The 13,477-nt window shown below is 59.1% G+C and carries 6 protein-coding genes; all 6 read right to left on the reverse strand.

The window, feature by feature from the left end; genetic code table 11:
• Window positions 1-18: 18 nt before the first annotated feature.
• Genes NQ559_RS10265 through NQ559_RS10290 form a run of 6 tightly spaced genes read right to left on the reverse strand, consistent with a single transcriptional unit; the run spans window position 19 to window position 13,423 of the window.
• Window positions 19-3,213: a SusC/RagA family TonB-linked outer membrane protein gene (locus NQ559_RS10265; RefSeq protein ID WP_154653989.1), complete on the reverse strand. Its 3,195-nt coding sequence runs from the start codon at window positions 3,211-3,213 to the stop codon at window positions 19-21.
• A gap of 10 nt (window positions 3,214-3,223) precedes the next feature.
• Window positions 3,224-5,146, reverse strand: coding sequence for a hypothetical protein (locus NQ559_RS10270; RefSeq protein WP_018694852.1), 1,923 nt, complete (start codon window positions 5,144-5,146; stop codon window positions 3,224-3,226).
• Window positions 5,147-5,178: 32 nt separating this feature from the next.
• A complete protein-coding gene (locus NQ559_RS10275) occupies window positions 5,179-7,098 on the reverse strand; it encodes a S8 family peptidase (protein ID WP_018694853.1) in 1,920 nt (639 codons plus the stop codon).
• Window positions 7,099-7,119: 21 nt separating this feature from the next.
• Window positions 7,120-8,643 carry a BACON domain-containing protein gene (locus tag NQ559_RS10280; RefSeq protein ID WP_018694854.1) on the reverse strand — a complete coding sequence of 508 codons (1,524 nt, stop codon included), beginning with the start codon at window positions 8,641-8,643 and terminating at the stop codon, window positions 7,120-7,122.
• Window positions 8,644-8,662: 19 nt separating this feature from the next.
• Window positions 8,663-12,214 (reverse strand): BACON domain-containing protein, encoded by a 3,552-nt coding sequence (locus tag NQ559_RS10285; protein WP_018694855.1) that lies wholly within the window; start codon window positions 12,212-12,214, stop codon window positions 8,663-8,665.
• 12 nt (window positions 12,215-12,226) lie between these two features.
• Window positions 12,227-13,423 (reverse strand): BACON domain-containing protein, encoded by a 1,197-nt coding sequence (locus NQ559_RS10290; RefSeq protein WP_083923809.1) that lies wholly within the window; start codon window positions 13,421-13,423, stop codon window positions 12,227-12,229.
• Between the last annotated feature and the right edge of the window lie 54 nt (window positions 13,424-13,477).

Genomic DNA, 13,477 nt, shown 5'->3' on the forward strand with positions numbered 1-13,477 from the left:
ACTTGTTTCCTCCCTTGGTTAAAAGTTCAAATCGAGGCCGAAGGCGATCACCCGCGACGGGGCGTAGCTGTAAGCCACGTTTCCGGTGAAGTTGTACTGCGGATCCATGCCGTCCATGTGGTTGAACATGGCGATGTTGTCGAATGTGGCGTAGATGCGCAGCGACTCGATGTCCAGTTTGCCCAGCCAGCGCTTGGGCAGCGTGTAGCCGATTGTGATGTTCTTAATGGCGAAGTACGAGGCGCTGATGAGCGAGTTGTCCGAGGTGGCGTAGCTGCCGCCGACCTCGAGCATCGGCACGTCTGTCCGGTCGCCAGGTTTCTGCCAGCGGCGTTTGGCGTTCTTATGCCAGTTGTTACCGGCGTACTGCACGTTCATCGTCCCGCTGTAAAGCCCGTCGTAGACATATCCGCCGATCGAATAGGTCGTCAGGAACGAAAAGTCGATGTTCTTGAAGATCGTGAAGTTGGAACCGATGCTGCCGAAGAGCTTCGGCTCGCGGCTGCCGTGGTAATACTTGCTCAGCGAAGCCATCGAGACGTTGTCGGTGATGTATTCGTCGCAGCGTACGTTCGTCAGCTTGCCGTTGTCGTCGACCGACTGCGTCCAGTAGGCGTAGTAGAGCTGCTTGCCCGTTGCGGGGTCTACGCCCGCCGTCTTCGGAAGGTAGAACGTGTAGATCGGCTTGCCGACCTCGATCACGCGGAGCCCCGAGGTGATGACGTCCTGGCCGCCGGTCAGCCCCAGCACCTTGTTGCGGTTGAAGGAGCCCATGACCGTTGCGTCCCAGCGGAAATTGGGCTTGTCGAGCACCGTCCCGCGGATCGTGGCTTCGAGGCCCTGGTTGCGCATCGAACCCGCATTGGCGTTGTAGTTCTTGAACCCGGTGGAGAGTGCCATCGGGTACTCGAGCAGCATGTCGGTCGTCTTGCGGGTGTAGTATTCGACCGAAAGGGCGAGGCGGCCGTTGAACATCGTGGCTTCGATGCCCGTGTTCAGGTTGGCGTTCTTCTCCCAGGTGACGGACTTGTTCTCCAGGGTCTTGCGCATGGCGCCGGCTTCCGAGGCGTTGGCCCAGGTGTAGTCGTAGTTTCCCTGCCAGGCGTAGTAGGTTCCCAGATTGTCGTTGCCCTGCACGCCGTACGATACTTTCAGCGTCAGGTTGTCCAGCCACGAGCGGGCACCCTCCATGAACTGCTCTTCGGAGATGCGCCACGATGCGCCGACCGACCAGAAATGTCCCCAGCGGTCGCTCTTGTAGAAACGCGACGAGCCGTCGGTACGCCAGCTGGCGTCGATGTAGTAGCGGTCTTTGTAACCGTAGTTGAGGCGCGAAAAATAGGACTCGATGGCCATGTTGTGCGAATAGCTGCTGTTCTGGGTCGTCGTCACCGCAGGGTCGAGCTCGTCGATGCCGTCCACGATGCCCGTCTTCTCGCCTTTGGCGTAGTTGTATTTGTAACGGTAGTATTCGTGGCCCAGCAGGGCGTTGACCGAGTGGTCTCCGAACGTGCGGTCGTAAGTGAGCAGTTGGTTGAACGTGTAGCTGATCGTGCGGGTATTGGTCTTGCCGATCATACCTCCCTGCGTCGCTGCGTTGCCGTGGTATTTGTTGTATACGACCGTACCCTGGTAGTCGTTGAAGTCGGTACCCATGTTGAGCGAGAACTTCAGTCCGTAGAGTTTGGCGTCCTCCCTGGTCGTGCCGAATGTGGCATAGGTACGGGCCGAAAGGGAGTTTCGCGTGTTGTAGGACTTGTTGTTGTAGAGCTCGGCCTTCGAGTTGAAACCCTGTGCCGAGGGGCGGTTGGCAAAGCCGTTGTCGTCCTCCGAACCGTATTCGTACTGGCGGTTGCCGGACGCGTCCAGCACGTTGCTGCCGGCCATGTCCTTCAGGTAGACGGGATAGACGGGCGCCATGAACTGCGCCGTGTACCAGACGTTCGAGGTGCTTGTGTCAGTGAAGCTCAGGTAGTCCGATTCGCTGTGTGCGAAGTTGGCGTTCATCCCGATCTTGAACCAGTGCTTGGCCTGCGTATCGACGTTCACGCGTCCCGTGTAACGGTTGAAGTCGGTATTCTGGAGAATACCGTCCTCCTTGTAATAGCCCAGCGATACGAGGTAGTTCGAACGCTCCGACCCGCCGTTCACCGAGATGATGTGCTCGGTGCGTATGGCCGATTCGTCGCTGATCTCGTCCATCCAGTTCTCATTCCACGCGGCCTTGGCGTCCGGGCGGATCCTGCCCGTCGTCTGGTCGATCAGCGTTTCCCACGTGTAGTTTTTGTAGGGGTTGTAATACTCGGGGTTTTTCAGCCCGCCGATCTGCTGGCCGAGGTTGTTCGCCGCATAGCGGCTGGCACCTTCGAAATCCATGCCCGTACCGTACTGGGCGCTGTTGCGCAGCGCTTCGTAGCTCATTTCGACGTAATCCTTCATGTTCACCAGGTCGTAACGGTTCAGTGCGCGCGAGGCGATGCCGACGTTACCCTTGTACGATATGCGTACCCGGTCGTTTTTGCCCTTCTTGGTCGTGATGACGATCACGCCGTTGGCACCGCGCGATCCGTAGAGCGCACCGGCCGATGCGTCCTTGAGGACGGTCATCGACTCGATGTCGTTCGGGTTGAGCGAGCTCAGCGAGCCGTCGTAAGGCACGCCGTCCACGACGTAGAGCGGCGTGGATACGGCATTGATCGACCCGATGCCGCGTACGATGACCGAGGCGCCTTCGCCCGGCTGGCCGCCGCCCGAGGCCACCTGGACGCCGGCTACGGTACCTTCGAACGATTTGCTGATGTTGCCCACCACGCGCTTCTGCAACTCGTCGCCCTTGACTACGGCCGCCGAGCCGGTGAACGACTCCTTCTTGGCCGTGCCGTAGGCTACGACCATGACGCCTTCGATCTGGGCGGCGTCTTCCTGCATTGCGATGTCGACCTGGGTGCGGCCTGCGACCTGTACCTTGGCCGGTTTGTAGCCGATGTAGGAGATCAGGAGCGTGGCGTCGGACGGGACGTTGGAAAGCGTGTAGTGTCCCGTGATGTCCGTGCTGGCGCCCTGCGTAGTGCCCTCCACGACGACATTGGCCCCGATGACGGGTTCGCCGTTGGCTCCGGTTACCATGCCGCTGACGGTGGCATTCTGCGCCGAGGCCGACGCCATGCACACAAGCGACACCATGCACCAGAGAATTGCTGCTATCTTGTTCATACGTGTACTCTTATTTTAAAATCTGCTTGTTGTGAATGATTGTCCAGAGGTCGCCTTCGGGACGTGCGTCTGCGGGCAGCGTGAAACTTTCCATCGGGAAGATGAACTTTCCGGGGTTGTCGATCGGCCTGCCGACGAGCGATCTGAGCGGTGCGGCGCTGCGGGTAGCCGCCTGCGTCGAGGCGTCGGGAGCTGCGTCGGTCGTCACCGAACCGTATTTGGTGAGGGCGTCGCCGACGCTGTTCTTTGCCGTGACCATGAACACATAGGTCGTCGAGGGCTTGATGCCGTTGCTCTGCTCGAAGACGATGGCGAAGCCGTTGCCGTTGATGTAGGGGATGAATTCGTCCTTGATGTCCGAACCGTACTCCTCGATCAGCTGCGGGTATTTCGACTCGGCAATCTCAGCGATGGCGGTCTGCGGAAAGATGGCGTATCGAGCCGAGGAAACGGATACGCCCTGCATGACCCCGGCGATGGTGTTGTGTGTCGGGCCGTAGTGCTCGTCCTTGACCGGCCGCGCCATGAACCAGGTGGCCGACGAGGTGCTGGTCTTCGTGGTGACGGAGTTGACGCAGAGCGTTTCGTCTCCGCCCGACGAGGTTGCCAGCGAGAGCAGCGTGTAGGACGTTCCCATGTTGGCCGCGGAAACCATGTTGTAGCCGGTGGTGCTGTTGACCATCGTGAGCAGGGATTCTTCCACCGGGTAGCTGTAATCGTCGTCCTTGAGGAATGCGGTGATGCTCTGCTTGTCGTTGGCATCGGGGAACACTTGGCTGAATAGCTTGGTCGTGAGCGTACGGTAACGGACGCTGGTCACGTCCTGACCCTGCCAGAGCGTCCATACGGAGTTCGTCCATCCGTAGCCGGTCAATCCGGCATAGGCGTTGGTGATGTAGAAGCTTTGCTTGAACCAGTCGCTGCCGCCGTAATTCGGGCCGTCGGAATAACCGTCGGACGTGGTCTTGAACTGCACGGACGAAAGTCCCCGCGTGATCTGTCCCTTGAGATTCATGCCGAAGGCGAACGCCACGTAGCTAAGTTCGGGCGTGAGTCCCTTGACCTGGATGGTCTGGGTACCCGACTTGAGCAGCGAGGCCATGGCCAGCTGGATGCTGATGCCCTGCTGCTGCGCGTATTCGAGCGCATACTCCTGATAGGCTGCGATGATCTCCTCGGGGGTGTTCTTGACGAAGAGCGTAGCCGGGATGACGTCGTAGAAATAAGTCTCGTCGCTCGACGCATAGACGTTGAACTCGACGGCATCCGAGATGACCAGGGTCGGGGCGATTAGGATCGCCGGTATGTCGTCGGCCGAGGTTCTGAAGGGCAGCTCGGCGGGCTCCGAGTTGGTGAAGCGCGTCGCATCGCCCGTCATGGCGCGGAGGCTGAACGTGTAGTCCCGGTCTTTCGACAGGTTGCCCAGCGTGACCATGCGGTCGGTGGTGGTGTAGGTCTGCCCGCCGATGGTATACTCGTAGAGTGCCGTCTCGGGGACTTCCGTCCATGTGATGAGCGTCTTCGAGGCATAGGCGCAGCCGAGCGTGATCTTCGGCCGGGGAAGCTGCTCGAGGTCGTCGGTCACTACGTGGACGTAGGTATAGGGCGATTCCGTATTTTCATCCGCGAATTTCGGGGTTGCCTTGACTGCGACGACATATTCTTTTTGGCGCTCCAGGTCGCCGAACGAGAGCTGGCAGGCATCGGTGGAGGTCTCTTCGCTGCCGTTGAACGTGTAGACGTAAGCGCCTGCACCCTCTACGGCCTCCCAGCGAATCTTGAAGCCCGTGGTGGTCAGCTCGCTGACAATAACCTGCGGCTGTGCGACGGGGGTTTTGCCGGACGCGTCGGCCACGTCGTCGTCCGACGAGCATGCACACAGTCCGAGAAGGCTTCCCGCGACCAGGGCCGCGTATCTGTAAAAGGTTTTCATATTTCTGTTTCTCTATTGCGTTAGTGAATATGTCATTCGACGGTCACTTCGACCGGCTTACGGATAGCGGCGCCGTCCGAAACGATGACCGTAGCCTCTCCTTTCCGGAGCCCCTTGATCTGCATCACGCCGCCTTGGAGCGAGACTCCGATCACGCCGGGGTCGGAGACGGTGTAGCCCAGGATGTTGGCGGAGAGGAAATAGTCGCGCAGGTCGAGGCTCACCGTGGCACCGGCCGCTACTTTCTGTGCCGGGATGCCGTCCATTTTGGCGATGGTCAGCAGCAGTTTGTAGGCGTCGAGGCGCCCGATGCCCATCATGCCTTCGTATCCGGCGTAGTTGCCTGTGCAGAAGCGGTCTACGGGTTGCGTGCTGCTCAGCAATGCCTGGCGGAGCATCTCGCCCGTCAACCCTTTGCGCTTTTCGGCTCCGTAATAGTAGCTGATAGCCAGGGCGCAGGCTCCCGATACGTGCGGGCAGGCCATCGACGTGCCTTGGATGCCTTCATAAGCGGAGCCGCCGTCCGCAGCGACGCTCGTGCTGTAAACACCGCCGTAGGCGTTGCTGAGCATGAGGTCGCCGCCCGGTGCCGACATTGAAACCCATTTGCCGTAGTTGGTATAGTAGGAGGGGGTGCCGAGGTAACTCAGGGCTCCCACGCTCACTACATTGGCATCGGCGGCGGGGTAGCAGTTTTCGTTCGAGGCGTCGTTGCCCGCAGCGAAAACGACGATGCCGCCGGCCATCGGGCCCGTTTGGTTGCCGTTTTCATCCAGCCCCGCATATTTGTTGAAATATTGGATGGCGCGGGTCAGCGCCGAATAGGTGCCGTTCTTCCAGTCGGTTTCGGAGATTGTCCCTGCGGTGTATCCCCAACTGTTCTGGCAGATCACGGCGCCGTTGTCGGCCGCGTATTTGAATGCGCGGATCTGCCCCGAGAGACCTGCGCCCGAGGAGCCCGATTCCGATTTGCCGAGTATCTCGCATGACATGATCTTCACGCCGTCGTTCCGGCCCGAGCCGCCCGCGATGCCGTTGACACCGATGCCGTTGTTGTTGACCGCGGCGATCGTACCGGCCACGTGGGTGCCGTGCATGAGTTCCTGCGAGAAGTTCAGCTCGCCCGAATTGTTGGTGAAGTTGAACCCGTAGATGTCGTCGACGTAGCCGTTGCCGTCGTCGTCGATGCCGTTGCCCGGGATTTCGCCCGTGTTGACCCACATGTTAGCGGCCAGGTCTTCGTGGTCGTATTTCACGCCCTGGTCGATCACGGCGACGATCACGTCGGGATTGCCCGTCGCGAGCTGCCATGCGGCGTAGACGTTGGCATCGGCACCCATACGGGTCTGCTGCGCGTAGACGTTGCCCGTGTTGTTGTAGTGCCACTGCATGAGCTGTGCCCGCTCGTCCTCGTTGAAGGGGAACGGTATGTCGCGCACCTCGTCGCTGACGGCACGCGTCGGGCTCGGATCCCCGGTCGGGGCGGGGGTGTGCATGTAATCCGACGCTACGGCCGGCAGCGAGTACTCGATGATGGCGATGTCCTTGCAGGCCGAAAGCATTCTGGCCATCTCGGACGTTGGGACGGACGGGTCGTATTGTGCATAATACCACAGATGCAACCCTTCCTTGCGGGTGCGTTCCTCGAAGCGTCCACCCGCCGGGAAAAGTCGTTCGAACCTGACGGTGCCGACCGATGTGAGCACCCGGTCGATCTCGTCGATGCCGCTGCCTGCCGGTACGGCGCCCGCGGCACGGGTCTTTTCTACGATGCCCGATGCTTCGTTCTTGAATTTGAGGATGATCTCGCCGTCGATGGCCGCCGAGGAGGCGTTTACGATGACGGGCCCTGCGGTGTCCTCACCGCCGTGGCTCCCCGTTTCTTCCTTGGCGCACGCTGCCAATGCGAGTACGGCTGCGGCCAGGAGTAGCGATTTAAATATATGTTTCATGAATAATCGTATTTTAATGTTTTACTCCTTTACGCAGCGTACCTGTGCCGAGTAAACATGCGCTCCGGTCTGGTAAATGGCCCAGTTGTCGTTGAAATCCTGGCGGTAGCAGTCGGCGCTGGTCGTCACGGGGGTGGGCTGGCAAGTCCAGTAAAATGCCTGGCCGCCCGTGTAGTTGTGCGTCGTCTTGTTGATCGAAAGGTAATAGACGTTGCCGACCATCGGGTAGTAGTCGCCGGTGTTTTTCCAGCGGCGGCCACAGTCTTCGGCCTTGTTCCAGTCCCACTTGTCGCTCACCCCGTTCTCGTCGTAGTCCTCGACCGGGCCCCCGTTGCGCAGGCTCGTGTTGCCGCTGGGGATTCCCCAGAGGTTGCTGCCGGGAACCTTGTAACCTACGGGACAGGGGTCGAAGATGGTTTTCTCGGGGCCCCACAGGCCCGAGTGGGTCACCTTTTCGTCCTTGCTTGCGCAGTACCAGTTGTAGTGGTCGCTGTAATAGGGTTGCAGGTAGGTCATCGGGTTTTGGATCGCATTGGGGATATTTCCCGGGGGCGTGGTCAGCGGCAGCGTCGTCGCATTGAATATCCAGGAACCCGAGCCGTTGCCGACCTCATAGTTGGTTTCGTTGTAGGCCGGGATGTTGTTGCTGTCGGTATCCGCATGGTAGGCCGAACGCGCCGGCATGAAGGGGTCTTTGCGCCCCCACTGGTAGAACATGCCGCGGTTGTCGACGTCCATCGGCTCGTTGTTCAGCGCACCGAGGTTGCGGTCCATGATCTGTGCCACCACTTCGTTGGCCGGGTTGATGTGGTCATGCGCAGTGATTTCGTCGTCGCAGACCCAGATATGCCAACTCCAGAGGATATTGCCGTTGATGTCCTTCACGGCGATCACGGCGTTGCCCTGCGAGCGTCCGGTCGCAAAGGCCACATAACCCTCCTTGTAGACGGGCGCCCCGTCGATGATCTCGCGCGACATGGTCTTGTCCCCGTCGTTGCGCGACTCCCATAGCAGTTCTGCAGCCGCCACGCCGGATATTCCGGTGCCGTAGGCCGCGATGTAGTCGCTCCGGCCGTCGCCCTTGCCGTTGCCCTTGACCGAAGCGTCGAATTTATAGGCTTTGCCGGTGTGGGCGATGTAGCAGTTCGAAGTGCCTTCGGCGCTGAGGTTGATGCTCCGCTCGGCACGCTGGACGAGCGAAACGGTCGCACTGACCTGGTCGCCGTTTTTCTCGCCGCTGACGACGATGCTGCCCGTGAGCGTTTCGGGGCCGGCATTGATCGACGTCTCGACGGCCAGGGTATTGTCCTCCTTGCGGGTGACGGTGAACCAGTCGCCCGTGCTGGTGTAATCCCAGGCCGCGGCATTTGTCGCCACGACGATCGAAACGCTTCCGCCGTCGGCGTCGAAGATCAGTTTGTCGCTCGACACCTCCACATAAGCCGGCCCGTCGGGGGTTTCCGGCCCGATCTTGGTGGTTTCGGTGCAGCCTGCCAGTAAAATCGTCAGCAGCACTGCGATGCAATATGATATGATATATTTCATGTTCTGAAGATTTTACGTGTTACTGTTTCCAGGCGTCGGGTATCTGGGCGTAGTCGCTCAGCTGCGTGCAGCCCTTGAAGCATCCTGCGGTGCTGGTGAGCGCCGTGAGGCCGGAAGCCGGATTGTTCTCCGTGGTACGGTCGTAGAGGTGGTATTTTATTCCGTTGACGATCGTATAGGGCGATTCCCCGCTCAGCGACGTACAGCCCGAAAAGGCGTTCGTAACACTCTTGAGTACGGTGCATTCGTCGAAGATGTCGACCGGGATGCCCTTGAGCGACGAGCAGTCGCGGAACATGCTTGTAATTCCGGTGAGCTTGCCCGCGCTGACGAGAAGGTTTTCGCCGACCGTTTCCAATGCCGTGCAACCGTAGAATACCGAACCGAACGTCGTGCTGCCCGCGCAGTTGAAGACATTTGAGCCGACCTTGCGCAATCCGGTGCAATCGCGGAATATGCCGGTCCAGGTCGAGATCGTCGTATTCTCCCTGAACAGCCCGTCGGGGATCTCCTTCAGCGAGGTGCACTTCTCGAAGGCATACATGAAGGTGGTCGACGGGGCTTTCAGCCCGCTGAATGCATCGGGGGCGATGCTCTCCAGGCTCGTGCAGCCGCTGAACAGGTACGACAGCGTCTTGGTCTTGGTCGTCGCCCCGAACATCCGGGCCGGAACGGCTTTCAGCATCACGCAGTTCTGGAAACATTTGGTAAGCGTCGTTACGTCGGTGTTTTTCATGAACATCCCTTCGGGGATCGTTTCCAGAGCAGAACAGTCTATGAAGGCCTGGTCGAAAGTCGATGCCTTGGCCAGTCCGTCGAACATGCCTGCGGGGATGGCTTTCAGCGCCGGGCATTTCGAGAACAGGAGATCGCACTTGACCGCAGCCGTGCTCTCCCCGAAGAGTACGCCGACCTGCTGGAGTGCCGTGCAGCCTTCGAAGGCGTTGGAGTAAACCGTGACCTTGGAGTTCGCCGAGAAGAGGCCGTCGGGCAGCGAGGCGAGGTTTGCGCAGTTGGTGAATACCTTGCCGAATGCCGTGATCTCCGGGTTGCGGCTGAACAGTTCGGCCGGTACGGTTTTCAGCCCGGAGCCTGCGAAGAGGCTGGTCGCGGTCTTGAGAGCCGGCAATTGGGCAAAGAGGTCGCCCGGAACGCTTTCGAGTGCGGTGCAGTTCTCGAACAGGTTGCCGACGCTGGTGATCTTGGGGGCTCCGGCGAATGCGTCGGGCGATACGGTTTTCAGCTGGGTGCAGTCCTTGAACATCGAGGCGATGCTCGTACACGAGGTGCAGCCGTTGATGATATTGCCGCCGATCTCTTCGAGTGCCGTACAGCCGGCGAACAGGCTCGAGAACGAGGTGACCTTGGTCAGCCCCCTGAACAGCCCTTCGGGGATGCTCTTCAGCGCGGAGCAATCCTGGAATGCGTTGGCGAACGAAGTGACGTTCGTATTGGTTGCGAAGAGGTCGGAAGGCAGTTTTGCCAGCGAGGTGCAACCCGAGAACGAGGCGCTGAACTGCGTGACTTTCGTGAAGCCGTCGAACAGTCCGGCCGGAATCTCGGTCAGCGAGGTGCAGCCCTTGAAAATGTTGTTGAATGCCGTGGTCGTGACGGTGTCGAACGCCCCGGTGTTCGAGAACAGTGCGCCCGGAATGCTTTGCAACTCGGAGCATCCGCTGAAACAGGTCATGAAGGTCGTCACCTTCGAGCATCCGGCGAAGAGCTCGGCCGGGATCGAGGTGATCTTCGTGGCGTTGAACGTGCTTCGGAAGTCCGTGCACTTCTTGTTGTTGGCGAAGAGCTTTGAAGGGATGGATTTCAGGCCCGAGCCCTGGAACGTATAGTAGAAACTGTCGCACTCGGGCTGGTTGGCAAAGATGTTTTCCGGGATGGTTTCGAGGGTGAGGATACCCGTGAATACCGAACTGAAGTCGTCGATCTTCGGGTTCTTGGCGAACAGTTTTTCCGGGACGGTCTTGAGCTTGGTGTTCGAGAAGCAAACCGTGACGTTGCTCAGTTCGGGGTTGTGTGCAAAGAAATCCTCGTCGACCTCTTCGAGCGACGTATATGCGAAGGCGTTTCGTACCGATTCGAGCTTCGCAGCCTTGTGGAACAGGTCGGCCGGAACTTTTTTGAGCTCATATGCGAACTGGAACATGCTTTCGGCTGTTTTCAGCTCGACGGCATGGTCGAGGAACCCGTCGGGGATTTCCTCCAGGATGTCGCAGTGGTTGAAGGCTTCGTAGAAAGTCGTGACCTGGGCGAACGCCTCGGTCTGATCCGTGGCCACTTTAGTCAGGAACGTGCACTGTTTCAGGGCCCCTGCCATCGACGTGAGCCCGGTGCGTCCCCAGTTGAATATTTCGGTGATCTGGTTGGTCTGGGCATAGTTGTAACCCAGATTGAGATTGGTGCTGTTGAGCGAGGGCACGGTGCCTTTGACCGAAACGACATAGTAGTCCGGATCGGTGTAGGTGTGCTGCGGGAACGCCGTGGTGACATTCTCCTCGATGGTGCCGTCGCCCCAGTCGATCGTGGCGTTGATCGCCTTGTCGAAGGGCAGGCGTGCCCGCAGGTCTACGGCACTTACGTTGAGCCCGATGATGAATGCATCGAAGTCGAAGCCCGTCTGGGAAACGGTGATCGTCTGTTCGGCCATGTTGGCCTTGCCGTCACCCGCCGTGATGGTGATCGTGGCGGAGCGCGAAGATGCATCGGGATTGATTATGGAGGAGACCTCCAGACCCTCTTCCGTGCGTTTTACAGTGAGCCAGTCACTGCCTTCGGTGAGGGTGTATTCCCATTCGAAATTGGATTCTACGCTGAGTTCCTTGGCTTTGGTGGGAGTGGCCGCGAACGGGACGGTTTTTAGCGATGTGCTGATGAATGCGGCACGGTCCTGCGTGACGCGGATTGTTTCAGAGACCGGGTTTCCCCCCCCCTTGCCGGCAATCAGCTCGAAGGTAGTCTCCCTGTCTTCTATTTCTTCGTTGGGGTCGAGCGTAACCGTAACGTTCTTGCCGTCGCGTTCGACGAGCAGCCACGGGCAGGCCTTGGTTTCGTAAACCCAGTCTTCGTCGGTGGACAAAACCTCGAACGAGGCGGTCAGTTTGCCGCGTGCCGGAATCTGGAAGTTGTTTTCCGAAGCGGAGATTTCGAGCGTGCCGTAGGCATTTTGCGAAACGGTGATCGTCGCGGTTTTGTCGCCGGCCGTCACGGTGACCGTCGAGTTCTGCTTCTCTTCGACCTTGTTGCTTTCGCAGCTCAGGATAAGCTGGTCGGCCACGTCGTCTTTTTCGATGGTGAGCCATTCCGCGCCGGTGGCCGTGTATTTCCAAGCCACGTTGGTCTGGATATCTACGACGACCTCGCCGCCCAAGCTCTTGAAGCCGATGGCGGCGTTGAGTCCGTCGGCCGGGGTGAACCAGGTGTTCTTCGACGAAATGCCCAGTTCCGCGATGACTTCGGACGGTTCTTCGCCGGGTGTCGGATTGATATAGGTGATGGTATCCTCCGAGCAACCCATCATGCCGAGCATGGAAACCGCCAGTATGTAGATGAATTTTTTCATGCGTGTTGCTGTTTAATTGTTGATTTCGGGATAGACGGGGAAACTATCTGCCGGGGACGTGACGGCTGCGGCAGCCCGGGTGACGTTCGTCGTGGCCGAAGGGTCGTCCCACTGCACGAGGTACATCGAGCCGGTGGCGTAGTAGACGTCGCTGAACGAAACGTATTGCTGCGACTGGTAGCCGATCAGGCCCAGGGTCGAGTAACCGCTGTCGAAGCCGCTCAGCAGGATTGCCTTGCGCATCTCTTCCGCATCGTCGTTGTAGCCTTCGCCCAGCGTACCGGTCAGCGAACCGCCGACGAACGAACCGGTGTTCATGTTGATCGTCATCAGGTAGTAGGTGCGGGTGACGGAGGCGGATAGCTGTACCTGGAGGCAGTTTTTGCCCAGTTCGATGGTCAGGGCCCCGGTCTGCTTGTCATAAGCTGCCTCGACCACCGTCCCTTTGACGAAAAGGTCTTTGATGTAGACGCTTTTGCGGTACTCCTTCTGTTCCACGGTGCAGAATGTCCCCGTTCCGCTCACGCCCAGGGGTGAGCCGCCGTAATACCAGTTCTGCGCGAAAAGCCCGTAGTATCCCAGGAGTTTGTAATAGCGATTCTCGGCATGTGAATCCTGTGCGAGCGTCACCTCGCACGATTTGGTGTCCTTGCCGTTGGACGAACTGACCGTCAGTGTCGCCGTGCGGTGTGCATCGGGGTTGCCCGAGGTCGAGAGCGTTACGGTGCTGTTGACCTTGTTGCAGTCGATCGACAGCCATTCGGCGTCACACGTTGCCGTCCATTCGCCGTTGGTTATGACCGTGAAGATGTAGTCTTCGCCTTCGGAATCGAACGAGATTTCCTTCGGGGCGGTGGTTGACAGGAGCACCGTTTCGAGCGCATAGGCCTGACGGACGTCGACCTCATGTTGGTCTGCGTCCGACTTTACGGTGATTTTCGCATTACGGATGTCGGGGGTGGCATTGCTGCCCACGGAGATGGTCAGGTAGTCGCCCTCGGGATGCAGTGTCACCCAACCGTCAGGGCAGGTCGCCGTCCATTCCGACGGGCTTGCTACCGAGATGGTGGTCGTTCCGCCTTCCGTGGCGAACGCGACACTACTTCGGGAGAGAACGATCACATCTGCGATCTCTTCCTTTGTCTTATCGTCGCAACTACTCGCTGCGAAGGCGATCAGACAGATCAATAGTGTAAAACATCTTCTCATAAATTATTAATTTTGGGTAAAGTGTATAATTTTGCCTGAGTGTTGGCGGGTGGA

The sequence above is a fragment of the Alistipes onderdonkii genome, from assembly GCF_025145285.1.
In the GTDB taxonomy this organism is placed as follows: domain Bacteria; phylum Bacteroidota; class Bacteroidia; order Bacteroidales; family Rikenellaceae; genus Alistipes; species Alistipes onderdonkii.

Coding starts and splice junctions, on each gene's coding strand:
- NQ559_RS10265 (WP_154653989.1), bottom strand. CDS start 3,213: ATGAACAAGATAGCAGCAATTCTCTGGTGCATGGTGTCGCTTGTGTGC.
- NQ559_RS10270 (WP_018694852.1), bottom strand. CDS start 5,146: ATGAAAACCTTTTACAGATACGCGGCCCTGGTCGCGGGAAGCCTTCTC.
- NQ559_RS10275 (WP_018694853.1), bottom strand. CDS start 7,098: ATGAAACATATATTTAAATCGCTACTCCTGGCCGCAGCCGTACTCGCA.
- NQ559_RS10280 (WP_018694854.1), bottom strand. CDS start 8,643: ATGAAATATATCATATCATATTGCATCGCAGTGCTGCTGACGATTTTA.
- NQ559_RS10285 (WP_018694855.1), bottom strand. CDS start 12,214: ATGAAAAAATTCATCTACATACTGGCGGTTTCCATGCTCGGCATGATG.
- NQ559_RS10290 (WP_083923809.1), bottom strand. CDS start 13,423: ATGAGAAGATGTTTTACACTATTGATCTGTCTGATCGCCTTCGCAGCG.